The 23,147-nt window shown below is 73.9% G+C and carries 25 protein-coding genes; 8 read left to right on the top strand and 17 right to left on the bottom strand.

Translation table 11 applies throughout. The features are described 5' to 3' along the window. Nucleotides 1–122: 122 nt before the first annotated feature. From CP969_RS10110 to CP969_RS10135, 6 genes are all read left to right on the top strand, one after another. Nucleotides 123–1,130 (top strand): CopD family protein, encoded by a 1,008-nt coding sequence (locus CP969_RS10110; protein ID WP_051044439.1) that lies wholly within the window; start codon nucleotides 123–125, stop codon nucleotides 1,128–1,130. Nucleotides 1,131–1,202: 72 nt separating this feature from the next. Continuing rightward, nucleotides 1,203–2,186, top strand: a complete 984-nt coding sequence (locus CP969_RS10115) for a DEDDh family exonuclease (protein ID WP_016826867.1) — start codon at nucleotides 1,203–1,205, stop codon at nucleotides 2,184–2,186. A gap of 131 nt (nucleotides 2,187–2,317) precedes the next feature. Next, entirely contained in the window at nucleotides 2,318–2,551 is a 234-nt protein-coding gene (locus tag CP969_RS10120; protein ID WP_004989865.1) for a hypothetical protein, read from the top strand. Nucleotides 2,552–2,601: 50 nt separating this feature from the next. Then, nucleotides 2,602–3,408, top strand: coding sequence for an SURF1 family cytochrome oxidase biogenesis protein (locus tag CP969_RS10125; protein ID WP_004989864.1), 807 nt, complete (start codon nucleotides 2,602–2,604; stop codon nucleotides 3,406–3,408). Nucleotides 3,409–3,538: 130 nt separating this feature from the next. Next, nucleotides 3,539–5,320, top strand: a complete 1,782-nt coding sequence (locus tag CP969_RS10130) for a glycoside hydrolase family 15 protein (RefSeq protein ID WP_004989863.1) — start codon at nucleotides 3,539–3,541, stop codon at nucleotides 5,318–5,320. 5 nt (nucleotides 5,321–5,325) lie between these two features. Then, the gene (locus CP969_RS10135) at nucleotides 5,326–6,081 is read left to right on the top strand and encodes an SDR family oxidoreductase (protein ID WP_004989860.1); all 756 of its coding nucleotides are present in this window, start codon (nucleotides 5,326–5,328) and stop codon (nucleotides 6,079–6,081) included. A gap of 46 nt (nucleotides 6,082–6,127) precedes the next feature. Here the strand turns inward: CP969_RS10135 and CP969_RS10140 are convergent, their stop codons facing one another. The 12 genes from CP969_RS10140 to CP969_RS10195 form a co-directional block, all read right to left on the bottom strand. Next, entirely contained in the window at nucleotides 6,128–6,889 is a 762-nt protein-coding gene (locus CP969_RS10140; protein ID WP_026085300.1) for a GntR family transcriptional regulator, read from the bottom strand. A gap of 101 nt (nucleotides 6,890–6,990) precedes the next feature. Then, nucleotides 6,991–7,707, bottom strand: a complete 717-nt coding sequence (deoC, locus tag CP969_RS10145) for a deoxyribose-phosphate aldolase (RefSeq protein WP_016826864.1) — start codon at nucleotides 7,705–7,707, stop codon at nucleotides 6,991–6,993. 74 nt (nucleotides 7,708–7,781) lie between these two features. After that, on the bottom strand, nucleotides 7,782–8,237 hold the full coding sequence (gene rbsD / locus CP969_RS10150) for a D-ribose pyranase (protein WP_004989853.1): 456 nt from the start codon (nucleotides 8,235–8,237) through the stop codon (nucleotides 7,782–7,784). Between the two features lie 40 nt (nucleotides 8,238–8,277). After that, nucleotides 8,278–9,798: a sugar ABC transporter ATP-binding protein gene (locus tag CP969_RS10155; protein ID WP_016826863.1), complete on the bottom strand. Its 1,521-nt coding sequence runs from the start codon at nucleotides 9,796–9,798 to the stop codon at nucleotides 8,278–8,280. Further along, nucleotides 9,795–10,823, bottom strand: a complete 1,029-nt coding sequence (locus CP969_RS10160) for a sugar ABC transporter substrate-binding protein (protein ID WP_016826862.1) — start codon at nucleotides 10,821–10,823, stop codon at nucleotides 9,795–9,797. Before CP969_RS10160 ends, CP969_RS10155 begins: the two co-directional genes overlap by 4 nt. A gap of 111 nt (nucleotides 10,824–10,934) precedes the next feature. After that, a complete protein-coding gene (locus CP969_RS10165; protein ID WP_004989840.1) occupies nucleotides 10,935–11,936 on the bottom strand; it encodes an ABC transporter permease in 1,002 nt (333 codons plus the stop codon). Beyond that, a complete protein-coding gene (locus CP969_RS10170; protein WP_004989839.1) occupies nucleotides 11,933–12,889 on the bottom strand; it encodes a ribokinase in 957 nt (318 codons plus the stop codon). Before CP969_RS10170 ends, CP969_RS10165 begins: the two co-directional genes overlap by 4 nt. 383 nt (nucleotides 12,890–13,272) lie before the next feature. Beyond that, nucleotides 13,273–13,860 (bottom strand): alkaline shock response membrane anchor protein AmaP, encoded by a 588-nt coding sequence (gene amaP / locus CP969_RS10175; protein ID WP_016826860.1) that lies wholly within the window; start codon nucleotides 13,858–13,860, stop codon nucleotides 13,273–13,275. Beyond that, on the bottom strand, nucleotides 13,857–14,507 hold the full coding sequence (locus CP969_RS10180) for a DUF6286 domain-containing protein (protein WP_016826859.1): 651 nt from the start codon (nucleotides 14,505–14,507) through the stop codon (nucleotides 13,857–13,859). The genes amaP and CP969_RS10180 overlap by 4 nt, the downstream gene beginning before the upstream one ends. Next, nucleotides 14,504–14,887, bottom strand: coding sequence for a hypothetical protein (locus CP969_RS10185; protein ID WP_039831250.1), 384 nt, complete (start codon nucleotides 14,885–14,887; stop codon nucleotides 14,504–14,506). Before CP969_RS10185 ends, CP969_RS10180 begins: the two co-directional genes overlap by 4 nt. Nucleotides 14,888–14,892: 5 nt before the next feature. Then, nucleotides 14,893–15,078, bottom strand: a complete 186-nt coding sequence (locus tag CP969_RS10190; RefSeq protein WP_004989831.1) for a hypothetical protein — start codon at nucleotides 15,076–15,078, stop codon at nucleotides 14,893–14,895. A 61-nt stretch (nucleotides 15,079–15,139) separates the two neighbouring features. Then, nucleotides 15,140–15,634, bottom strand: coding sequence for an Asp23/Gls24 family envelope stress response protein (locus CP969_RS10195; protein WP_016826857.1), 495 nt, complete (start codon nucleotides 15,632–15,634; stop codon nucleotides 15,140–15,142). An 84-nt stretch (nucleotides 15,635–15,718) separates the two neighbouring features. Here CP969_RS10195 and CP969_RS10200 point away from each other — a divergent pair, with 84 nt between their 5' ends. Further along, entirely contained in the window at nucleotides 15,719–16,441 is a 723-nt protein-coding gene (locus tag CP969_RS10200; protein ID WP_026085297.1) for a hypothetical protein, read from the top strand. A 60-nt stretch (nucleotides 16,442–16,501) separates the two neighbouring features. On the opposite strand, the gene CP969_RS10205 is transcribed toward CP969_RS10200, so the two are convergent. The 3 genes from CP969_RS10205 to abc-f all read right to left on the bottom strand — a co-directional run bounded on the left by CP969_RS10205 (nucleotide 16,502) and on the right by abc-f (nucleotide 19,666). Next, complete coding sequence (locus CP969_RS10205) at nucleotides 16,502–17,305, bottom strand: enoyl-CoA hydratase/isomerase family protein (protein ID WP_016826855.1); 804 nt, start codon at nucleotides 17,303–17,305, stop codon at nucleotides 16,502–16,504. A gap of 148 nt (nucleotides 17,306–17,453) precedes the next feature. Then, the gene (locus CP969_RS10210) at nucleotides 17,454–17,675 is read right to left on the bottom strand and encodes a helix-turn-helix domain-containing protein (RefSeq protein WP_016826854.1); all 222 of its coding nucleotides are present in this window, start codon (nucleotides 17,673–17,675) and stop codon (nucleotides 17,454–17,456) included. Nucleotides 17,676–18,067: 392 nt separating this feature from the next. Continuing rightward, nucleotides 18,068–19,666, bottom strand: a complete 1,599-nt coding sequence (gene abc-f, locus CP969_RS10220) for a ribosomal protection-like ABC-F family protein (RefSeq protein WP_016826853.1) — start codon at nucleotides 19,664–19,666, stop codon at nucleotides 18,068–18,070. Between the two features lie 296 nt (nucleotides 19,667–19,962). Between abc-f and CP969_RS10225 the strand changes: the two genes are divergently transcribed. Further along, on the top strand, nucleotides 19,963–20,376 hold the full coding sequence (locus CP969_RS10225) for a VOC family protein (RefSeq protein ID WP_016826852.1): 414 nt from the start codon (nucleotides 19,963–19,965) through the stop codon (nucleotides 20,374–20,376). Between the two features lie 18 nt (nucleotides 20,377–20,394). Here CP969_RS10225 and CP969_RS10230 read toward each other — a convergent pair whose 3' ends face one another. Beyond that, a complete protein-coding gene (locus tag CP969_RS10230) occupies nucleotides 20,395–21,807 on the bottom strand; it encodes a hypothetical protein (protein ID WP_171817507.1) in 1,413 nt (470 codons plus the stop codon). Nucleotides 21,808–21,977: 170 nt separating this feature from the next. Next, nucleotides 21,978–23,102, bottom strand: coding sequence for an alpha/beta hydrolase (locus CP969_RS10235; RefSeq protein ID WP_026085295.1), 1,125 nt, complete (start codon nucleotides 23,100–23,102; stop codon nucleotides 21,978–21,980). Nucleotides 23,103–23,147: the final 45 nt, after the last annotated feature.

Below are 23,147 nucleotides of genomic sequence, written 5' to 3' on the forward strand. Positions count from 1 at the left end.
CCCCGCGGTGAGTTGGGGGCCGGAGCGGCCGACGGACCGAAATGCCCCATCGATGCGGAATTTCACGCCGTCCTGCCGTCGCGGACTTGCCCGGTTCTGTGGGCACTGGCGAAGATCCTGGGGTGAGTCTGACGAATCCCAGGTCCAGGGCGGCCGGTACGCGCGAAGGTGCCGGGCGCCCCGGCGCCGGCCGGACCGTCGCCGTGATCGTGCTGGTGGCACTGGCCTCGCTGATACCGCTCCTCGGCCCGTCCCCCGCGCTGCACGGCACCGGGGAGGCCGACGCGCCCGGCACCGGCGGCATAGCCCTGCTGCGCACGGTGCTGTTCGCGGCGCTGTCCGTGTCCGTCGGCGAGCTGTTCATCAACCGCCTGGTCCGCTCCGTGCCCGGTGCTCCCGCGGCCCTGCCCCGCAGCTGGTCCGTCGCGGCGGGCGCCGTCGGCTTCGCGGCCGCCCTCGCACTCGCCTCCGTGGTGGCCACCGGCAACCTGATCCCCGACAGCCCGGCCGCCGTCGACGTCGGCGGCCTGTACGCGACCCGGGACGGCAAGCTCGCCCTCCTGGAGGTCAACGCGTTCCTCGCGGCGGCCCTGTGCGCCGCCTCCCGCCGCCCGGGCACCCAGGTCCTGCCGCTGGCCGTGGTGATCGTCGCGGAGGCCCTGCGCGCGCACCCGACGACCGAGTACAGCCCGCTCCTCGGCTCCGGACTGACGCTGGTGCACCTGACCTGCTCGTCCCTGTGGGTGGGCGGCCTGCTGTACGCGCTGCGCGTCCTGCGGCTGTGGCGGGGGACGCAGGCGGGCACCGCGCTGCTGGGGCGCTACGCGCGCCTGGCGGCCCTCCTGCTCGCCGCCCTCACCGCGACGGGAGTGGCAAGTTCGCTGCGCCGGATGCCGCCGGAGACGATCCTGGAGCAGCTGACGGACACGGCGTACGGGCGCGTCCTGCTCGCCAAGGTGATCCTGGTGGCCGGGGTCGCCGCCCTCGCCCTGTGGGCCCGGGTCCGGCTCGCCCGCGCGGCCGACCCGCTGACCGCCGTCACCCCCGCGCGGGCGGAGGTGTACCTGCTGGGCGTGGTGGTCGCCGTCTCGGGTCTGCTGACGGCCGTGCCGGTACCGATCCGCTGGTGAGGACCGGCGGACGGGCCGCGCGCGGCACCTGGCGGCCGGCGCTGTCGGTCGTGGCCCGTATCCTCGTGAACCATGCTCGAAGACCTCACGACCGCGGCGTCCTCCCCCACCGTGTGGCCGGCCGCGTATCCGCAGGGATACGCGGTCGTCGACGTGGAGACCACGGGGCTGGCCCGCGACGACCGCATCGTCTCCGCGGCCGTCTACCGGCTGGACGCGCGCGGTGAGGTCGAGGACCACTGGTACACGGTGGTCAATCCGGAGCGGGACCCGGGCCCGGTGTGGATCCACGGCCTGACGAGCGAGGCGCTGGAGGGGGCGCCCCTCTTCCGCGACGTCGCCGAGGAGTTCGCGACCCGGCTCGAGGGCCGGGTGCTCGTCGCGCACAACGCCGTCTTCGACTGGCAGATGATCGCCCGGGAGTACGCCCGCGCCCGGAGCGAGGCACCGGTCAAGCAGCGGCTGTGCACCATCGCCCTTTCGAAGGAACTGGGACTCCCGCTGCCCAACCACAAGCTGGAGTCGCTCGCCGCGCACTTCGGTGTCGTCCAGCGGCGGGCGCACCACGCGCTGGACGACGCGCGCGTGCTGGCGGAGGCGTTCCGGCCCAGCCTGCGGGCCGCGGCGGCGAGCGGGGTGCGGCTGCCGCTGCACGAGTGCCGGCCGCTGACGGAGTGGACGGACCGGCCCCGCACCGGGCAGCAGGCGGCGCCCGGCGGCTACCGGCCGACCGGTTGGCGTCCGTCCCGCAGGAGGCCCGCCTGCCCCTACCCCAACCCGGGGCGCTACGCGCCGGGCGGGCGGCTCAAGCAGGGCATGCGGGTGGCCTTCTCCGGCGACACCTCCGTCGAGCGGGAGCTGCTGGAGGACCGCGCGACCGAGGCCGGGCTGCACGTCGCCACCAGTCTGTCCCGGCTCACCAGCCTCCTCGTCACCAACGATCCGGACTCGGGCACCTCCAAGGCGGTCAAGGCCCGGCAGTACGGCACGCCGGTCGTCGACGAGGCCGCGTTCGGCCAGCTCCTCGGGGACGTCGAACCCGCCGCGGACGGCTGACCGGCACGGCGGGCGGTTCGCGCACCGCAGGAGGCGAACCGGAGGAGGCGGACCGCGCGGACGGGTGATTGCCGGGCGACTCGCCCGCCGCCCGCTCGCCCGCGCCGGGCCGACGGCCCACCCTGTGGCGCATGGCGACATGTGAAGTGTGCGGCAACAGCTACGGAATGACCTTCGAGGTGCACGCGCAGGGCGCGGTGCACGTCTTCGACTGCTTCGCCTGCGCGATCCACCGCATGGCCCCGATCTGCGAGCACTGCCGGGTGCAGATCATCGGCCAGGGCGTCGAGGCCGACGGCCACTGGTACTGCGGCGCCCACTGCGCCCGCGCGGAGGGGCGGACGGGGATCGTCGACCGGGTGTGAAGGGCGCACCCGCCTTTGGTGGCCCGGCGACCGAGTTGTACGGTCGTGGGGTGTACCGCTTCCTGTTGTCCCGCCAGTGGGTGATCCTCACCCTTGTGGTGCTCGTGCTCGTCCCGACGATGATCGAGCTGGGCTTCTGGCAGCTGCACCGCCACGAGCGCCGCGTCGCGCTGAACCAGGCGATCGCCGGCTCCCTGGCCGAGAGGCCGGTGCCGGTCGAGTCCCTGACCTCGCCCGGGGCGAAGGTCGACGAGGACGACCGGTACCGCAGGGTGACGGCACAGGGCCGCTTCGACACCGACGGCGAGGTCGTCGTACGCCGCCGCACCAACGCGAACGACGAGGTCGGCTACCACGTGCTGACCCCCTTCGTGCTCGACGACGGCAAGGTCCTCCTGGTCAACCGGGGCTGGATCCCCTCCGACGGGCCGAGCCAGACCGAGTTCCCCGAGATCCCCGCCCCGCCCAAGGGGGAGCTCACCGTCACCGGCCGGCTGATGCCGGACCAGACCACCGAGGCCAGCGGCATCAAGGACCTCGAGGGGCTGCCCGACCGGCAGGTCATGCTGATCAGCAGCGGACAGGCGGCCGAACGCCTCGACCGGCAGGTCCTCGGCGGTTACATCGACCTGACCGAGCCCGACCCGGCCGGGGGCACGCCGGAACCGATCCCCGACCCCGAGCACGACGGCATCGGCAACCACCTGGCGTACGCCGTCCAGTGGTGGCTGTTCGCCGCGGGCGTCCCCGTCGGCTGGGTGGTCCTGGTCCGCCGCGAGGTCCGGGACCGCGCGGAGGCGGCCGCCGGGAAGAGCGGGAAGGCGGACGCCGAGGACGCGGAACCGGCGGCGGTCTAGCCGGCGCCGGCCGGCCCGCACACCGCGCCCCGGTCCGCCCCGGCCCGCGGCGCCCCCGGCCGCCGGCGGTCCGTCGCTCACCCGGATTCCCCCCTGATTGCCGCGCCGGACGGCCGGGCATCCGCACTCTGTGCACCGTATCGAGGACTACGCGCTCATCGGCGACGAGCAGACCGCGGCCCTGGTGGGCACGGACGGCTCGGTCGACTGGCTCTGCCTGCCCCGCTTCGACTCCGCGTCCTGCTTCGCCCGGCTGCTCGGCGACGAGGACAACGGCCACTGGCGCATCGCCCCCGTCGGCGCGGACCGCTGCACCCGCCGTTCCTACCGCCCGGACACCCTGGTGCTGGACACCGAGTGGGAGACGCCGGACGGGACGGTGCGGGTCACCGACCTGATGCCCCAGCGCGACCGCGCGCCCGACCTGGTGCGCATCGTGCAGGGCGTGCGCGGCGAGGTGACGGTGCGCAGCACCCTCCGGCTGCGCTTCGACTACGGCTCGGTCGTGCCCTGGGTGCGCGCGGAGGACGGCCACCGGGTGGCGGTCGCCGGGCCGGACTCGGTGTGGCTGCGCAGCGAGCCGGAGGTGCGCACCTGGGGCGAGGGCCTCGGCACGCTCTCGGAGTTCACGGTGCGGGAGGGCGAGCGGGTCGCGTTCGTGCTCACCTGGCACCCGTCCCACGAGCCGCGGCCGGACCTCGTCGACCCCTACTCCTCGCTGCGGCACAGCACCGCGGACTGGCGCGCCTGGGCGGCCCGCTGCCGCTACGACGGACCGCACCGGGACGCGGTCGTCCGCTCGCTGATCACCCTCAAGGCGCTCACCTACGCCCCCACCGGCGGCATCGTCGCCGCGCCCACCACCTCGCTGCCGGAGGAGCCGGGCGGGGTGCGCAACTGGGACTACCGCTTCTGCTGGCTGCGGGACTCCACCCTCACGCTGAACGCGCTGCTGGCGGTCGGGTACCAGGAGGAGGCGGAGGCCTGGCGCAACTGGCTGCTGCGCGCGGTCGCGGGCGACCCGGCGGACCTGCAGATCATGTACGGCCTGGCGGGGGAACGGCGGCTCCACGAGTTCGAGCTGCCGTGGCTGTCCGGCTTCGACGGCGCCACGCCCGTACGGGTCGGCAACGCCGCCGTGGACCAGCTCCAGCTGGACGTGTACGGCGAGGTCATGGACTCCCTGGACCTGGCCCGGCGTTCGGGGCTGTCCCCGAAGCCGGACGTGTGGGCGCTGCAGAAGGCCCTGGTCGACTTCCTGCGCACGGCGTGGCGGCAGCCGGACGAAGGACTGTGGGAGGTGCGCGGCGGCCGGCGCCACTTCGTGCACTCCAAGGTGATGGTGTGGGTGGCGGCCGACCGTGCCGTGCGCACGCTGCAGGAGCACCCGGACTTCGACGGCGACCTCGACGGCTGGCGGGCGCTGCGCGACGAGGTGCACCGGGAGGTGTGCGAGCGGGGCTACGACCCCGAGCGGAACACCTTCACGCAGTCCTACGGCTCGCGCGAGCTCGACGCCGCCCTGCTGCTGATCCCCCGGGTGGGTTTCCTGCCGCCGGACGACCCGCGGGTGCTCGGCACGATCGACGCGGTCCGCGCGGAGCTGGAGCAGGACGGTCTCCTGCGCCGCTACTCCACCGACCGCAGGGCCGTCGACGGGCTGCCCGGGGAGGAGGGCACGTTCCTGGTGTGCTCGTTCTGGCTCGCGGACGCCCTGCACATGACGGGCCGGCCCAAGGAGGCGCGCGAGCTGTTCGAGCGGTTGCTGGGACTCGCCAACGACGTGGGGCTGCTGGCGGAGGAGTACGACCCGGTGGGCGGTCGGCTGCTGGGCAACTTCCCGCAGGCGTTCAGCCACATCGGCCTGGTGAACACCGCCCTCGCCCTGTTCGGGGACGAGGAGGCAGGATAAGGGTCATGGATCTTGGACTGAAGGACCGGGTGTACGTCGTCACCGGGGCGACCCGCGGGCTGGGCAACGCCTCCGCGCGCGAGCTGGTCGCCGACGGGGCGAAGGTGGTCGTGACGGGGCGGGAGGAGGAGGGCGTCGCCGCGGCGGCGTCCGCGCTCGGCCCGCACGCGGTCGGGGTCGCCGTCGACAACGCCGACCCCCGGGCGGCCGAGCGGCTGATCGCGACCGCCCGGGAGCGGTTCGGCCGCTTCGACGGCGTCCTCGTCAGCGTGGGCGGGCCGCCGCCGGGGTTCGTCGCCGACACCACCGACGAGCAGTGGCACAGCGCGTTCGAGTCGGTGTTCCTGGGCGCGGTGCGGCTGGCCCGGGCGGCCGCCGCGGAGCTGGACCAGGGCGGCGTCATCGCTTTCGTGCTCTCCGGCTCGGTGCACGAGCCGATCCCCGGCCTGACCATCTCCAACGGTCTGCGCCCGGGCCTCGCCGGTTTCGCCAAGTCGCTCGCGGACGAGCTGGGGCCGCGCGGCATCCGCGTCGTCGGCCTGCTCCCCGGCCGCATCGACACCGACCGGGTCCGCGAGCTGGACTCCCTGTCCGCCGACCCGGAGGCCACCCGCCGGGCGGCCGAGTCCCGCATCCCGCTGCGCCGCTACGGCACCCCGGAGGAGTTCGGCCGCGCCGCGGCGTTCCTCCTCTCCCCGGCGGCCTCCTACCTGACGGGCGTGATGCTGCCGGTGGACGGCGGGGTGCGGCACGGGTTCTAGCCGGGACCGCGGGCCGTTTTGGGGACGGGGGCCGGCGGGGTGCCGGTCAGCGGCGCATCAGCAGCGAGGTGACCCGCAGCCGGCCGCTGTGGATCCACACGTCCGAGTACTCCACCGGCCGCCCGTCGTCCAGGTAGGTGACCTGCTGGAGGTACTGCACGGGGCTGCCCCGTTCCACGGCCAGGGCGCGGGCGGTCTCCTCGGAGGCCGCCTCCGCGCTGAAGGTGCGGCGGGCGGAGGCGATCCGCAGCCCGAAGGTGCCCTCCAGCTCCCCGAAGAGGCTGGAGGAGGCGAAGTCCGCCTGCTCGATGCCGGGCGCCAGGTCGGCCCGCACGAAGTTGAACAGGAGGGCGACCGGCCCCTCGGCGGTGCTGCGCACCCGCACCAGGCGCAGTACCCGCGCGTCGGGGGAGTCCAGGTCGAGCAGGGCGGCGACGGGCCTGGGCGGGGTGATCAGGGAGCATTCGCGCACCTCGGTGGCGGCGACGACGCCCTGGCTGGCGAAGTCCTCCGAGAGCGTGCTCAGCTTCTGGGCGATCGACGGTTCGATGACCGTGGACGTGACGAACGTACCGCGTCCGCGGACCTGCCGGAGCAGGCCCTCCTCGATGAGGGTCGTCAGGGCGCGGTGCACCGTGCCGCGGCTGACGCCGAACTCCTGGGCCAGTTCGGGCTCGCTCTTGAGCCGGTAGTGCGCCGGCCACTCGCCGCTCGCGATGCGCAGCCGGATGTGCTCCGAGATCTGCACATGGATCGCGGTGGGGACGTTGCGCCGGATGCCCGGCAGACCCCCTTCGTCGGCCGTCACGGTCACGCCTCTCCTCTCCACGGGTGGGTGCGCCGCGCCCCGGCCGGAGGGAGCCGGGGCGCGGCGGCTGGTCGGTGTCGGCCGGCCCGCGCCGGCGACGGTCAGTAGCTGACGGTGGACTCGTCACCGGTGTCGGTGACGATCGCCGTCCCGGCGCTGGTACCGAGCAACGAGGCCCCGGCGCGCAGGAGTTCCAGGGACTGGCGGTAGGTCTTGATGGAGCCCGACGCCTTCACCCGGACGCCGTCGCGGGCCCGGTCGACAAGGTAGCGGACGCTCTCGGGGTTCGCCGTCTCGATCTGCCCGCTGCTGGCGTTCTTGAGGTAGGCGACGCCGGCTTCCATGGCCAGTTCGACGGCAGCCTCCTTCTCCGCGTCGCTGAGCAGCGGCAGCTCCAGCATGACCTTGACGGGGCCCCCGAAGGCGCGGACCACGCCCGCGATGTCCTCCCGGAACTCATCGTACTTGCCGCTCTTGAGCCAGCCGACCTGCACGCCGATGTCGAGCTGGGTGGCACCGAGCCGGGCGATCTCGGCCGCCTCGGCGGCCTTGCCGGCGCTGGTCATGACGCCCACCGTGGGGAAGTCCAGGGCCGAGGCGACGCCGACCCCGGTGCCGCTGAGTTCGGCGACGACGACGGGCAGCCAGGAGGCGGGCACCATCGCGGCGTTGAAGCCGTGGCTGACGGCCTCCCGCGCGTGGGCGACCATGTCGTCGCGGGTGGCGTTCGAGTCGATCCGGGTGTGCTGGATGTAGGGGGCCAGCTCGGCCGGACTGAGCGTCAGTTCGGCGGAGGCGGTCGTCACTGTCTCGGACACGGGGTTGTCTCCTGTGGATGGGTGGGTGGAGGGCGGCGGAGCAGCCGCGCGCCCGCGAGGCCCGGCCTCGGGGATCAGAGCTTGGAGGCGTACTCCGGAGGGACGACGACGTCCTCCTTGTCGAACCAGCGGGGTGCGTCGACGCCGCAGTACAGGCCGATGTTGCCCCAGGGTTCGAAGGCGCCGGTGCGGACGACGACCTTGGCGCTGCGGGCCAGTTCACCGAGCACCTCGGCGTGCGGCCGGGTGGTGAACTCGGCGCCGGCGAACCGCTCGCGCAGCCAGGCGTCGAGCCGCGGGTGGTGGGTGGGGACGTCCTCGGCGCGGACCACGCCCTCGACGACGATCTCGTCGGCGATGAGTCCGAGCACGGTCCGCAGGTCCGGCAGGTTCTCCGCGATCGCCAGGTCGACGCGGTGGGCGTCCCGGGGGACGGGGAAGCCCGCGTCGACGACCAGCAGCAGGTCGGTGTGGCCGAGGGTGGCCAGGGCCCCGCTCAGCTCGGCGTTGAGGATGCCGTGTCGTTTCATGGTCGTTCCTTTCGCAAGGGGGGAAGAGTCGGAAGGGGGCTCAGGCGGCCGGCACCGCCCCGGTCGCGAGGGTCATGATCGATTCCTCGGTGGCCTCGGCCGACGGCACGACACCGGCGACGCGCCCTTCGCTCATCACGACGATCCGGTCGGTCAGGGTGAGGAGTTCGGGCAGGTCGGAGGAGGAGCACAGGATCGCGAGCCCCTTCTGCGCGAGCGCGAACAGCTGCTCGTAGATCTCCGCCTTCGCGCCGACGTCCACGCCGCGGGTGGGTTCGTCGAGGATCAGCACGGCCGGGTCGATCGCCAGCCAGCGGCCGAGGACGGCCTTCTGCTGGTTGCCGCCGGACAGGCTGGTGATGGGCTGGTCCATGGTGGCCGTCTTGACCCTCAGCCGCTGCGCCTGCTCGGTGGCCTGCCGGTCCAGGGCGCGGCGGCGGAGCAGGCCGAACCGGCTCAGCCTTCCCGCCATCAGCGCGCCGACGTTGTCGCCGACGCTCATGGTCGTCAGCAGTCCCTGGGCGCGTCGCTCGCCGGGGACGAACGCCAGGCGGCGGCCGACGCTGGCGATGGGGTTGCGCCGCTCGTAGGGCTCGCCCTGGAGTTCCACCGTGCCGCCGGTGCCGCGGTCGCCGCCGAAGATGTTGTGCAGCAGCTCGACCCGTCCGGAGTCGGGCAGTCCGGCCACGCCGAGGATCTCGCCGGGCCGGACCTCCAGGGAGACGTCCCGGTGCCGGCGGCCGGTCAGACCCGTCACGCGCAGGGCGGGCGCCGTCTCGGGGTCCGGCCGGTGCTCGGGGCGGCGTTCGAACTGGCCGAGGCGGCGGCCCACCATGGCGGCGACCGCCTGGTCGGGCGTGGTCTCGGAGTTCCGCCAGGAGGCGACGTGGGAGCCGTCGCGCAGGACCTCGATCCGGTCGGCCAGCCGGAAGACCTCCGGCATGCGGTGGGAGACGTACAGCATGGTGGTGCCGGCCTCCTTGAGGCCGTCCATGAGGGTGAACAGCCGCTCGGCCTCGGCGGGGGTGAGCATCGCGGTCGGCTCGTCCAGGATCAGCACGCGGCAGCCCCGGGCGACGGACCGGGCCACCACCACGAGCTGCTGGGTCGCCAGGTCCAGCGACCCGACGGGCGTGTCGGGGTCCAGGGCCAGGTCGAGGCGGGCCAGGATCTCGGCGGTGCGTTCCGTCATCCGGCGGCGGGAGGGGAACCAGCGGTGCCCGGGTTCCATGCCGCTCAGGACGTTCTCCGCGACGCTGCGGTCCGGCAGCAGCGAGAGCTCCTGGGGGACGATCGCGACGCCGTGCCGGTCCAGCATGGTGCTGGGGTCGAAGGAGGTGACCTGCTCCCCGAAGACGGTGACGGTGCCGTCGCTGGGCGGCTGGAGACCGGCGAGGATCTTGAGCAGGGTCGACTTGCCGGCGCCGTTCTCGCCGAGCAGGGCGGTGACCTCCCCGGCGGGGACCTCGAAGGTGACGTCGGTCAGGGCGCGCACGGCGCCGAAGCTGCGGGACAGGCCGCGCACCTGGATCGCGGGGGCGGCCTGGGGCCGGGCGCTCACTGCTCCACCGTTGCTTCGTCGAGGTTGTCCCGGGTGACGAACTGGGCACCGGTGTTCACCCCGGTGATCTCGGTGCCGCCGTCGAGGAAGTCGTGGAGCACCTTGACGGCCTGGTAGCCCTGTTCGGTCGGGTTCTGGCTGATCGTGAAGTCGAGCACCCCCTTCTGGAGGTACTCGGCGGTCTGCGGCAGCAGGTCGAAGCCGCCGACGGCGATGCTCTCCTTCTTCCCGGCGCCCGCCACCCACTTGCCGGCGGCGGTGGTGGAGCAGCAGTCGAGGCCGGCGATGGCGACGACGCCGGACTGCCCGGACATCGTGGACTCGACGGTGTTGTACGCGGCGCTGGGCTCGTTGCCGACGTTGACCGGGCCGACGATCTCCAGGCCGCTGCCGGACAGGCCCTCCTTGAACCCGCCGAACCGGTCGTGGGACCAGCCGGCTCCGGTGTCCACCGAGAAGACGACGACCTTGCCCTTGGCGTCCTTGCCGAGGTCCTCGCGCAGCCGCTCGGCGAGGGCCTTGCCGGAGCCCTTGAGGTCCTGGCCGACGAAGCCCAGCTGCTCGGAGTCCGGGTTGTCGGTGTTGAAGGAGATGACGGGGACGCCGGCGTTGTGCGCCTGGGCTATGACGGGCTTGAGGGCGTCGCTGGACGCGGAGGAGACGGCGAGGCCGTCGACGGCCTTCTGCTGGAGCAGGGTCTGGATCTCGGAGACCTGCTTGGCCGCGTCGCCGCCGGTGGGCCCGATCAGGGCGGCCTCGACCCCGAACTCCTCGGCGGCCTTCTTCATGCCCGCGCCGATGGGCGTGGCGAAGGCGAGGGACGGGTCGTGGTAGCTGAGCTTGATCCGCAGCGGCTTGCCGTCGTCGATGCGCTGCTGGACGTGGGGGGCGAGCTTGAACTCGCCGTCGGGGCCGCCGCTGTCGGGCGCGGTGACGGCGCCGCAGGCGCTGAGTGCGAGGACGGTGGTGGCGGTGGCCACGGCGACGATGCTTCTGAGGACGGTACGGGAGGTGCGAGAGGACACGGGGACTCCTTTGTCACGGGGTGCCACGGGGACGGCGGTCGGCGGGGGCGCTCCGGGACGGCCGCGGCCGTGCGGGGCCCGGGATCGTCCCGAGGGGGTGGGGGCGGACGGTCAGGCGCGGGACTTGCGCCGGCGTTGCCAGCTGTCGGCGGCGACGGCGGCGACGATGACCAGGCCGGTCACGACGGTCTGCCAGAACGAGGAGATCCCCTTGACGTTGAGGATGTTCTGGAGCAGACCGATGAAGGCGACGCCGATGACCGTGCCCCAGATGGTGCCGGAGCCTCCGAAGAGCGCCGCGCCGCCGATGATCACCGCGGAGATCACGGTGAGCTCCATGCCCTGTCCGGTGACGCCCTGGACGTAGGACAGGAAGGACAGGCCGAGGACGCCCGCGAGTCCGGCGGTGAACCCGGAGAGGACGAACGCGGTCAGCTTCACCCGCTTGACGTTGACGCCGACGAGCCGGGCGGCCTCCTGGTTGCCGCCCACGGCGTAGGTGTGGAAGCCGAAGCGGGACCGGGCCAGCAGCACCCCGCCGATGACGGCGATGACGGCGAAGAACACGAACTGCATCGGGACGACGCCGAACAGCAGCCCCTGGCCCAGCAGGTTGAAGTCGGCGACCCCCGCCTGCGAGGAGCTGAGGGAGATCGGGGCGCCGTCGGAGATGAGCAGCGCGATCCCGCGGAACACGCTGAGGGTGCCGAGGGTGACGATGAACGACGGCACTCCGAGCACGACGACCGCCAGGCCGTTGAGCAGGCCGGCCACCGCGCCCACGGCGAGCCCGACGCAGGACGCCAGGACCCAGTTCCAGCCGTCGGAGATCAGGATGCCGGTGGAGATGGCCGACAGGGCGTAGGTGGAGCCGACGGACAGGTCGATCTCCCCGTTGAGGATCACGAACGTCACGCCGATGGCCATGATGCCGATCTGCGAGACCTGCTGGCCGACCGAGAGCAGGTTGTCGGACTGGGCGAAGCTCGGGGAGAGGACGACGCCCAGGACGAAGAGCAGGACGAGGGCGGCGAAGACGCCGGCCTCACGGGCGTGCAGGAGTCTGCGCAGCGGGAGGGAGAACTCCCGTGCGGACGCGGTGGTCGTGGTCATCGGTCGGTTCCCATCAGGACGCTCAGCTGGTCTCGGGTAGGCAGCGCGGGGACGACCCCGGCGATGGTCACGGTGTGGGCGCCGGCGCACGCGGCGAAGCTCGTCGCCTCCGCCAGGGGGCGTCCCTCGGCGAGGGCGACGGCGAGGGCGGCGGTGAAGGAGTCGCCCGCGCCGGTGGTGTCGACGACGGTCCGGGCCGGGTGCGGCGGCACCCGCGTCGTGACGCCCTCCCGGGCGACCAGCGCTCCCTCCCCGCCCCGGGTCAGGACGGCGGCACCGCCGGTGCGCTCGCACAGGCGGCGCACCAGCTCCTCGTCCTCCAGCCCGTGGTCCCCGGGGAGTCCGAGGAGTACGGGGGCCTCGGTCTGGTTCGGGGTGATCACGTCGATCAGCGGCCAGAGGTCGTCGGGCAGCGGACGGGCGGGGGCCGGGTTGAGCAGGGTGGCGGTTCCCGCGTCGCGGCCCGCGCGCAGCGCCGCGGCCACGGCCTCCTCCGGGATCTCCATGGAGACCACGAGGATGTCGGCGGCGGCGATCTCGGCCCGGAACGGCTCCACCGCGGCGGCGTCCAGTTCGTCGAGGGCGCCGGGAGCGATGGCGATGCGGTTCTCCCCGGACGGTTCGACCAGGATGAAGCCGACCATCGTGGGGGCCCCGGCCGTCAGGACGTGGTCCGCCGCGACGCCTTCCTCGCGCCACAGCGCACGGGCGGCCCGCCCGAAGTCGTCGTCGCCGACGGCGGTCAGCAGGGAGACCCGCGCGCCCAGCCGGGCGGCGCCGATGGCCTGATTGCTTCCCTTGCCGCCGGGGCCGGGCGAGAACACCCCGCCCGAGACGGTCTCGCCCGCGTCGGGCGACCTGGGCACCCGCATGGTGAGCCCCGCCCCATAGCTTCCGACAACCGCGACCCTGACCATGCACCCACCCCTTTGCATAGGGACAACCGTGAACATGAGGGAGCGTATGTACAGTGATGTCTATAGTCAATGGAGAAGCTGAAGTGACTTTTCGGCCAACCGCCGGGCACCGTTCGAGGGCGCGGGCCACCCGACCCGGCAGCGGCCGCCCGGGGGCGTGGCAGGGGGCGGCCCGGTCGATGCGTCGCCGGTGAGCGCCCGCGCCGCCGTCGGCCCGGCCGCGCGCGTGGCGGCACGGCGTGCCGACGGGCCCGCCCGTCACGGCCTCCACGGACGGCGCCGCTCGGTCCGGAAGGGTGCTCGACCCGGAGGGGTGCTCAGCCCGGAGGAGTCCTCAGCCCGGAAAGGGGTTCACCCTGGAAGGGTGCTCAGCCCGGAAGGGGATTCAGCCCGGAAGGGGATTCAGCCCGGAAGGGTGCTCAACTCACCCTTTCCGCACGGTGCTTGACCGCCCGCAGGCGCACTTCGGACGGCAGGGCGGCGAGGCCCGCCGCGTCGCGGGCGTGGGTCAGGGCGCCGGTGGTGAGGGCGTGCAGGGCGGTTCCGGGGTCCACATGGGGTTCCAGGCGGAGGCGGATCCGGGCGCTCGGGGCGGTGCGGCGGCCGGTGAGCAGGACGCGGGCCTGTGCGACGCCGTCGAGTTGGCTCGCCTCCTCGGTGAGGGCCCGCTCCAGCGCCCGGCCGCGCAGCACCGCGCCGTCGCCGTCACCGGTGTCGACCAGCACCTCGGCCGAACGCCGCCGGCGCACCACCGCGACCAGCCACCACAGGCAGAGCAGGACCAGGACGGCGAGGACCGCGAGGACGACCGGCCACCACCAGCCCTCGTCCCGCCACCGGGTCCGCTCGGCCTCGTCCAGCAGCACGTCGTGTCGCCCGCCGTGCAGCCACCAGGAGGGTGCCGGCGCTCCCAGCCCGATCGCCAGCACGGACCCGCCGAGGGCGACCAGCACCAGGCCCGCGAGCGCGAGCAGCACCCGATTGATCCGTCCGAGCACCGCCCTCACCCCTTCCGGCCGGGCCGCCGCACACGCACCGACAGCGCGGGCGTCCGGGCCAGGCCCAGCCCCCGGACCGCGTCGTCGAGCACCGCGCCCAGGTCGGCCCGCACCTCGTCCAGCGGGCGGAAGTGCGACACCGCGCGGACGTCGGCCCTGGCCCGCTTCATCCGCACCCGGACCGACTGCACGCCGGCCACCTCCATGGCCCGGTCCCGCAGCACCACCGCGGCGGCGTCCCGGTGCAGTGCGGCGCGTACGTCGGGACGGACGCGGCGCATCGGGAGCAGGGAGCGCAGGCCGGGCGTCAGGGCGAGCAGGAGCAGCCAGAGGCCGAGTGCGGCGGCGACCCCGGCGCCGACCAGCACCCAGACGTCGTCCAGGGGGCGCTCGGCCAACTGCCGGGCCAGCTCCCGGCGCCAGGCCATCGCGGACCGGCCGGCGCGCACCGCGGCGATGTCGTACAGGAACACGCCCGCGATCAGCAGCGTCAGCAGCGCGAGCAGGCCCGCGGGGACACGGCGGGCCGACCAGAAGCGCCGGGCCCGGCCCGCCCCGCCCTTGCCGCCCTCCTCGGTCCCGGCGTCCCGCACGGGCGGTGGGGGCTGCTGCAGGACCGCGCCGGCGGGTTCCCCGGTGTCCTGGGGTCGGCTCATCGGACCCTCTCCCGCGCCGCCCGGAACTCGGCGGCCAGATGCAGCCGTTCCACCTGGACGACGACCTCCGGGACCCGCATGCCCGCCAGGGTGCTCACCCGCTCGACCACACGGCGGCGCACCTCTCGGCACCGGCCGCCGATGTCGCCGGGGTAGTCGAGTTCGGCCTGCACCCGGACCCTGGCGCTGCCGTGGTGGACGACGACCGTGGCGTGCGGCGGGGCGGCGTCCGGGGGCAGCGTGCCGACCGCCTCGAGGGCCGCCCGGGAGGCGATCTTCGCCACCACCCGGTCGGCGATCCTGAGCGCGCCGCGCTCGCCCGGTGCGACACCGGCCGGGCTCCCTCCCGGTTCACCCGCCCCCGCGCTCATCGCCGACAACGCCGTCACCGCTGCCCTTGGCCACGGGGACGGAAGAAGTCGCCGGGTTCCACGTCCCCCTCGAGGAACCGCCCGACGACCAACCCGACCGCCCCCAGGGCCGCCACCAGCAAGAAGGCCCAGAATCCGCCGAAGTACCCGGCGAAGCCCAGTGCCATGCCGGCCACCATGCCGACCACGGCCATGCTCATGGTGCGCTCCTCAGCTCCTCGGTGGTGCGCCGTCCGGGCGGGGCCTCCCCCCGCCCGTGCCTCACTGGAGCCGCGACTCCGGCTCCTCTTCCTCCTCGTCCGGCAGCTTCACGTCGCTCACCGCGATGTTGACCTCGACCACCTCGAGGCTGGTCATCCGCTCGACCGCCGCGATGACGTTCTCCCGCACGTCGCTGGCGACGTCGGAGATGGACACCCCGTAGTCGACGACGATCTCCAGGTCGAGCGCGGTCTGCACCTCGCCGACCTCGACCTTGACCCCGCGCGTCACCGACTTCGAGCCGCCCGGCACCCGGTCGCGCACGGCACCGATGGTCCGCGACAGCCCGCTGCCCAGGGCGTGCACGCCGGGCACGTCCCGCGCGGCCATTCCCGCGATCTTCTCCACGACGCCGTCGGCGATGGTGGTGCGGCCACGGCTGGCCGGATCGCCGCCGCCGCGCCGGGTCCCCCGGTCCTTGCGCACCGTGGTCTCCGAGAGGTTCTTCTCGGTCCCGGGGGCTCGCGTCGAGCCCTCGCCGGTCATGTCCGTCATCGTCACGGTCCCTTCGATCGTCCTCCTTGACCACGTTATGCGGGGTTACGCGGTATTGCGCCACTTATGCGGCAATCTGGAGGAATGACGGCGGATCGGTGGGCGCAAGCGGTGCGACAGCAGGTGGGTCTGGGCAGGTTCCTGCCCCTGGGCGGCCCGCGCGACGGCGCGTGGATCGCGGAACGTGCCGCGGAGAGCGTCCTGCGGCACGCGATGGCGCGTGAGGTGCCGGACGTCCGCCTGGACGGACTGCGGATCGCGCTCGCCGACCCGGACCGGGCGGACGAGCCGGCCGTCCCGCCCCCGCCGAGCGCGCTGCCGCCGGGCGCGCTGCGGCTGACCGCGGAGTTCGCGGCCACGGCGGCACAGCCGCTGCCGGCGACGGCGTCCCGCCTGCGTACGGCACTGGCGGACGCCGCGGCGGAACGGATCGGGCTGTCGGTCGCGGAGGTGGACCTGCGGGTGGCGGAGCTCCTGGAGGAGGAGCCGTCACCGGTCCCGCCCGCCGCGCCGCCACCGGAGCCCGCGCCCCCGGCCGTCGGGCCCGGTGACTCCGAGGCCGACCGGGTGAGGGCGGCGGTACTCGCCGTCCCGGGGGTGGCCCGGCTGACGGGCGCGCCGGACCGCCCGGTGCGGCTGACGGAGCGGGCGGGCGGGGCCGCGCTGCCCCACCGCCACGCGCGCGTGGACCTCGCGGTCCGGAGGGACCACCGGGCCCTGGACGTGGCCCGGGCGGTCCGCGCGGCGGTGTCCCGGGCGCTGCCGGACCGCCCCACGGTGGCGGTCCTGGTCACGGAGGTCGACTGACCGGCCGCCGCTCCCCCGCCGGCCGCCGGACGGCGCCGGGCGCCGCCGGCGCCCGGTGGGTTATTCGCCGAGGCCGGCCAGGTCCCGCAGACGGCGGCCCTGTGCGGCGCGCTCGGCGGCCCGCTGCTCCTCGTACGTACGCTCCTGCGCGCCGCGCAGCAGCGCCTTGGTCTCGATCACCGCGTCCCGGGGCGCGGCCAGCAGCGCCGCGGCCAGGTCCCGCACCGCCGCGTCCAGTTCGGCGGCGGGCACGGCGAGGTTGGCCAGGCCGGTGTTCACCGCCTCCTCGGCCGCGACGAAGCGCCCGGTCACGCAGATCTCCAGCGCGCGGGCGTACCCGACGAGCCCGACCAGCGGATGGGTGCCGGTCAGGTCCGGGACGAGCCCGAGGCTGGTCTCGCGCATGGCGAACTGCACGTCGTCCGCGACGACGCGCAGGTCACAGGCGAGGGCCAGCTGGAAACCGGCCCCGATGGCGTGTCCCTGCACGGCCGCGACGGACACGATGTCGTTGCGCCGCCACCAGGTGAACGCCTCCTGGTACTCGGCGATGGTCGCGTCGAGTCCGGCCTCGGCGCTGCGCGCCAGGTCGAGGAACGAGGGCTCGCCCTCGATCCCCTCGGGCGTGAGCATCTGCCGGTCGAGCCCGGCGGAGAAGGACTTGCCCTCGCCGCGCAGCACCACGACCCGGACGGAGCCCGGCAGCAGCCGGCCCGCCTCGGTCAGCGCCCGCCACAGAGCGGGGCCCTGCGCGTTGCGCTTGGCCGGGTTGGTCAGCGTCACCGTGGCGATCGCGTCGTCGACGGTGAGCCGTACGCCGTCCTTGTCGAGTACCGGACCGAGGTCCTGGGCGGACGAAGCCATGGGGCGCCTCCGATGGGTGCGGTCGTCTTCCGTGCCGTACGGCGGCGTCGAGCCGTCCTGCGGCACAGCCAAGTGACTGCACAGTAACCACCCGGCCGGTCAATCGGCCGACCGGGTGGTCACCATCGGGATCGAGGGGCGCCCGAGGTCAGGCCGTAGGAGCCTTCTTGCCCCGTGTCGCCCCGCCACGCCCTCGGAGCGTGACACCCGATTCGCTGAGCATGCGGTGCACAAAGCCATACGAGCGGCCGGTCTCCTCGGCCAACGCCCGGATGCTCGCACCGGCGTCGTACTTCTTCTTCAGGTCTGCCGCGAGCTTGTCGCGCGCGGCGCCGGTCACCCGGCTGCCCTTCTTCAGAGTCTCGGCCACCCGTGCCTCCTCATGGGAAGTGCGCTCTGGTCTCCTCATGATCACCCCTCCCGGCCTTCATGGCCACCCATTCGGCAAGGTCCGTGAGACAAGGTTGTGACGACAGGAGCGCATCCCCACAAACGGAATTACAGGTTCCAGCCGGTGCCGCCGATACCGCCGAACGGGTTCCTGCGCGAAGTCCCAGGTCAGAAAGGCGCGACGGCCGCGCCCCCGTGCGCGGGGACGCGGCCGTCATTTCGTTGTAGGACACACCTCGGTACGAGGAGATCTCACACGAATGATGGATCACCGATGGGCCGAATGATCCATACGCTGTGGATCATCCGTTCGATCAACCCGGACTGACCGCTCGCGGACGGCCCGGACGATCCGGACGACCCGGCGTCCGCTCAGGCGAGGGCGACGAGGTCCGCGTAGTCGGAGCCCCAGAGGTCCTCGACGCCGTCCGGCAGCAGGATGATCCGCTCCGGCTGGAGCGCCTCGACGGCGCCCTCGTCGTGCGTCACCAGCACGACCGCGCCCTTGTAGGTGCGCAGGGCGCCGAGGATCTCCTCGCGGCTGGCCGGGTCGAGGTTGTTGGTCGGCTCGTCCAGCAGCAGCACGTTCGCCGAGGAGACCACCAGGGTGGCGAGCGCCAGGCGGGTCTTCTCGCCGCCGGAGAGGACACCGGCGGGCTTGTCCACGTCGTCGCCGGAGAACAGGAACGAGCCGAGCACCTTGCGGACCTCGACGAGGTCCATGTCGGGCGCGGCGGAGCGCATGTTCTCCAGGACCGTGCGGTCGGGGTCGAGGGTCTCGTGCTCCTGGGCGTAGTAGCCGAGCTTGAGGCCGTGGCCGGGGACGACGGCCCCGGTGTCCGGCTGCTCGACACCGGCCAGCAGCCTCAGCAGCGTGGTCTTGCCCGCGCCGTTGAGGCCGAGGATGACGACCCGGGAACCCTTGTCGATGGCCAGGTCGACGTCGGTGAAGATCTCCAGCGAGCCGTACGACTTCGACAGGCCCTCGGCCATCAGCGGGGTCTTGCCGCAGGGGGCGGGCTCGGGGAAGCGCAGCTTGGCGATCTTGTCGGACTGGCGGACCTCTTCCAGGCCGGCCAGCAGGCGCTCGGCACGGCGGGCCATGTTCTGCGCGGCGACCGTCTTGGTGGCCTTGGCGCGCATCTTGTCGGCCTGCGCGTTGAGCGCGGCGGCCTTCTTCTCGGCGTTCTGCCGCTCGCGCCTGCGGCGCTTCTCGTCGGCCTCGCGCTGCTGCTGGTAGAGCTTCCAGCCCATGTTGTAGACGTCGATGGCGGCGCGGTTGGCGTCCAGGTAGAACACCTTGTTGACGACCGTCTCGACCAGGTCGACGTCGTGGGAGATGACGATGAAGCCGCCGCGGTAGGTCTTGAGGTAGTCGCGCAGCCAGACGATCGAGTCGGCGTCGAGGTGGTTGGTCGGCTCGTCCAGCAGCAGCGTGTCCGCGTCCGAGAACAGGATCCGGGCCAGCTCGACCCGGCGGCGCTGACCGCCGGAGAGCGTGTGCAGCGGCTGGCCGAGCACCCGGTCGGGCAGGTTCAGCGCGGCGGCGATGGTGGCGGCCTCGGCCTCGGCGGCGTATCCGCCCTTGGTGAGGAACTCCGTCTCCTGGCGCTCGTACTGCTTGAGCGCCTTCTCGCGGGTGGCGCCCTGGCCGTTGGCGATGCGCTGCTCGTTCTCGCGCATCTTGCGGATCAGCACGTCCAGGCCGCGCGCGGAGAGGATGCGGTCGCGGGCGAAGACGTCGAGGTCGCCGGTGCGGGGGTCCTGGGGGAGGTAGCCGACCTCGCCGGAGCGGGTGACGGTGCCCGCGGCCGGGATGCCCTGGCCGGCGAGGACCTTGGTGAGGGTGGTCTTGCCCGCACCGTTGCGGCCGACCAGGCCGATGCGGTCGCCCTTGGCGACGCGGAAGGTGGCGTTCTCGATGAGGACACGGGCACCGGCGCGCAGCTCGATGCCGGAGGCGGAGATCACGGACAGACTCCTGGGCGGTGGGGGTCCCCTGCTCGAACGGGGTCGAGGGTCCGGGGGAGGGTGGCGGGACGGGCGGCTGAGGACGTTCCCGCCGTTTAATGCGCGAGGAGAATGGCCATGCGAGCCATTCTAACGGGGCCGTGCAACCGGTTTTCCCGCGCGCGGCGTTCGGCCGCGCCCCGCCCGCCCCCTTCCCGCACGAACGATCCGGGGCGCCGCCAGTGACCGGTGCCACACTGAGCGGCGAAGGGAATGTCCGGTGATGTCCGGCTACGACACACGAGGAAGTGATCGCCATGGCAGGCACGGGCGGCGGACGTCCGAGCGTCTTCCCGACGCTGCTGTACGCGGACGCGAAGGCGGCGGTCCGGCAGCTCACGGAGGCCTTCGGGTTCACGGAGCTGTCGGTGTACGAGGGCGAGGACGGCACGGTGATGCACGCCGAACTGGCGCAGGGCAACGGCGCGGTGATGCTGGGTTCCCGGGGCCGCGGCGGGGTGTTCGACACCGCGATGAAGGACGCGGGCCCGGCCGGGGTGTACATCGTCGTGGACGACGTCGACGCACACCACCGGCGGGCGGTGGAGCGGGGCGCGGAGATCCTGATGCCTCCGACGGACCAGGACCACGGCTCGCGGGACTACCTGGCCCGGGACCTCGAGGGCAATGTCTGGGGCTTCGGCACGTACGCGCCCGGGGTCGGGACCTGAGGGGGGCCGTCGGCGGTGTCAGCCCCCGGTGTGCACCTGGAAGGCGGCCCGGCGGACCGCCTTGGCCAGGGCGGGGTCGGGATGCGCGGCGGCGAGCGCGACCAGGACCTGCACGGTGCGCGGGTGACCGACGGCGCGCACCTCGTTGAGCAGGGCGGGCACGGTCGGCTGCACCGCGGACTCCAGGTGCCGGACCAGCAGCGGGGCCTCGCCGTGGTCGGCGACGGCGGCCGCGGTGTCCACCCACAGCCAGGTCGCCTCCTCCCGGGTGAGGACCGCGGGGGCGTCCTCGGGGTCGGCGCCCTCGTGCTCGGCGAGCCACAGCAGGGCGTAGGGCCGCAGCGTCGGCTCGTCGAGCACGGCGCGGACCTCGGGCTCGGCGGGGGCGCCGACCAAGCGCAGGGCTTCGAAGGCGAGACCGCGCAGCAGGGCGTCCTCGCCCCGGGCGGCGCCGATCAGCTCGGTGACGGCGCTGCCGACCGGGCGGGCGGCCAGCCAGGCGCGGTACTCGGCGCGGGCCGCGTTGGGCCGCAGCTGGGCACAGCCGCGGAGCATGTCCTCGGCCCCCTGCTCGATGTTCCCGGCGGGGCTCTGCGCGGCGACGCAGATCTGCTCCAGTTTGACCCACACCGCCCAGCTGCCGAGCGGGGTGAGCGTGGCCTGCCCGTCGCCGTAGGTGAGGGCGCCGACGGAGGCGAGGGCGCGCAGGGCCCAGTCGAGCAGCGGCTCGAGCGGGGCGTCGGCGGCGGCCGGGTCGGCGGGCGCGGGACGGTGGGCGGCCCGGGGCTGCGGGGCGTAGTCGACCTCGCAGCGCTCGGTGCGGAGTTCGGTGACCCGCTGCTGCAGGAGGTCGAGGAGCTGCGGCACGGGCACCGGGCCGGCGGACAGCTGGAGGAAGGAGAGCACCTGGGGCATGGCCGAGACGACCTCGGCGACGGCGGCGGGCTCGTACTCCTCGGATTCCGGATGGGCCAGCGACCAGGCGTCGAAGAGGGCGACCCAGCCGCGCAGCACGGCGCTGTCGTCGCGGTCCCAGGCGCGCAGCCGCCAGCCGGGGCGGGCGGTGCCGCCGTGCACCTCGATGAGGCCGGCCAGGCGGGCGGTGTCCCAGTCGGCGCGGACCTGAGCCGGGGTCAGGCCCAGTTCACGGGCCGCCCGTTCCGCCGTCGCGTCGGAGAGGATGGCCTTGCCGTCGGCGGTGGCCCCGGCCCGGCCGGGGCCGAGGGCGGCGTCGGCCCAGCGGGCGACGCGGGCCGCGCCGGCCAGACCGGAGCGTGCCATTCTGGCCAGCTCGGCCGGGGCCGGGGTGCCCTCCGGGGGGCGCGGCGCGGGGCGGCGCGGGCGCCGCTGGTTCATCGCTCTGGGGGCGGCGGCCAGGGGTCGTGGGCGGACGAGTCGAAGCCTGGAGTCGCGCGGGATACGGGACGTCACGAGTGCAGTCTTGCGGTTGGCGGTCCGAAAACCCAAACGGAATGTCACGGTGGGCGAGCGGGATGGCCAACGCACGGGGCCCGGCGGTGGCCGGAGGGGGGAGAACAGGCCAGTGGCGCGGGGCCAAACGGAATCCTCGGGACCGGCTGATCGGCCGCCGCGGACCGCGGTCACATGAGGGGGGTGAGGAAGCGCCGCAGGGCCTCTTCATAGGTGTGCGGGTCGGCGTTCCACATCGCCGCGTGGGGAGCGCCCCTGACCGTGTGCAGCGTGACGGTGTTCGGGTGGGCGGCGGCCAGGCGGCGGGAGAAGCGCCAGGGGGCCACCGTGTCGTCGGGGCCGTGGAAGATCCGGGTGGGGACGGTGACGTGCTCCGGACGGAGGACGCCGGGGCCGCGGTCGCCGTACAGGCCGGTGCGCCCCTGCGCGGCGCGGACCGCGAGCGGCAGCAGTACGCCGGGGGTGCGGCCCGCGGCGAGGGCGCGCAGCGTCGCGTCCCAGCTGAGCACCGGGGAGTCCAGGACCAGCCCGGCGATGTGCTCGCGCGCCATGGAACGCGCGGCGGCGCGCAGCGCCATGGTCGCGCCCGTGGACCAGCCGTACAGGACCACCTGCCGGGCGCCGGCGCCCACCGCGTGGTGCAGCGCCACGTCGAGGTCGTGCCACTCGGTCTCGCCGAGGTGGTGGAGGCCGTCCGGGGAGCGCGGGGCGTCCGGGTCGCCCCGGTAGGCGAGGGCGAGCACGGGGAAGCGGTGGCGGTGCAGGAACTCCATGACGTTCATGGTGTGTTCCCGGGTGGTGCCCAGACCGTGCACCGCGATCACCCAGGTGTCCCGGACGCCCGGCACGAACCACGCGGGAAGCGGGCCGAGGTCGCCGGGGATGACGAGGTCGGTGTGGTCCAGGCCGAGGGCGGTGCCGGGGTCGCCGACGTACAGGTTCGGGGTGAGCCACGCCCGGTCGCCGGGCTCCGGGGTGCCGTAGGTGACGTGTTCCAGGCGGCGCACCACGGTGTCGGCGGAGTCGGAGGTGCCGGCCAGCACGGGCCCGACGACCGCGTGGAAGCCGTCACCGGTGAGGCCGTGGCGTCCGGGCCGCAGCGCGGCGAGGTCGCGGGTGAGGCTGACCTGGCCCGCGGCGGTGCCGTGGACGGTGAGCCGGGGTTCGGTGGGCAGGGGCCCGCCCGGGGGCACCTTGAGGGCGGCGTCGCTGGCGAGCCGGCCGGCGGCCACGGCGGCGGCGCCGGCCCCTATCACGGCGGTGACGGCAGCGGCCGTCGCTCTGGCAGTGCGCACAAGACCAGTGTCCCGGCGGAGCCCGGGACCGGCCAGTGGGCGGCG

This window comes from Streptomyces viridosporus T7A, assembly GCF_008704515.1.
Classification (GTDB): domain Bacteria; phylum Actinomycetota; class Actinomycetes; order Streptomycetales; family Streptomycetaceae; genus Streptomyces; species Streptomyces viridosporus.

Excerpts from the sequence above, each read along its gene's own strand:
- CP969_RS10135 (WP_004989860.1), top strand. The coding sequence starts at position 5,326 with ATGGATCTTGGACTGAAGGACCGGGTGTACGTCGTCACCGGGGCGACC.
- CP969_RS10200 (WP_026085297.1), top strand. The coding sequence starts at position 15,719 with ATGACGGCGGATCGGTGGGCGCAAGCGGTGCGACAGCAGGTGGGTCTG.
- CP969_RS10170 (WP_004989839.1), bottom strand. The coding sequence starts at position 12,889 with ATGTTCACGGTTGTCCCTATGCAAAGGGGTGGGTGCATGGTCAGGGTC.
- CP969_RS10205 (WP_016826855.1), bottom strand. The coding sequence starts at position 17,305 with ATGGCTTCGTCCGCCCAGGACCTCGGTCCGGTACTCGACAAGGACGGC.
- rbsD (WP_004989853.1), bottom strand. The coding sequence starts at position 8,237 with ATGAAACGACACGGCATCCTCAACGCCGAGCTGAGCGGGGCCCTGGCC.
- CP969_RS10115 (WP_016826867.1), top strand. The coding sequence starts at position 1,203 with ATGCTCGAAGACCTCACGACCGCGGCGTCCTCCCCCACCGTGTGGCCG.
- CP969_RS10195 (WP_016826857.1), bottom strand. The coding sequence starts at position 15,634 with ATGACGGACATGACCGGCGAGGGCTCGACGCGAGCCCCCGGGACCGAG.
- CP969_RS10225 (WP_016826852.1), top strand. The coding sequence starts at position 19,963 with ATGGCAGGCACGGGCGGCGGACGTCCGAGCGTCTTCCCGACGCTGCTG.
- CP969_RS10120 (WP_004989865.1), top strand. The coding sequence starts at position 2,318 with ATGGCGACATGTGAAGTGTGCGGCAACAGCTACGGAATGACCTTCGAG.
- CP969_RS10180 (WP_016826859.1), bottom strand. The coding sequence starts at position 14,507 with ATGAGCCGACCCCAGGACACCGGGGAACCCGCCGGCGCGGTCCTGCAG.
- CP969_RS10190 (WP_004989831.1), bottom strand. The coding sequence starts at position 15,078 with ATGAGCATGGCCGTGGTCGGCATGGTGGCCGGCATGGCACTGGGCTTC.
- CP969_RS10165 (WP_004989840.1), bottom strand. The coding sequence starts at position 11,936 with ATGACCACGACCACCGCGTCCGCACGGGAGTTCTCCCTCCCGCTGCGC.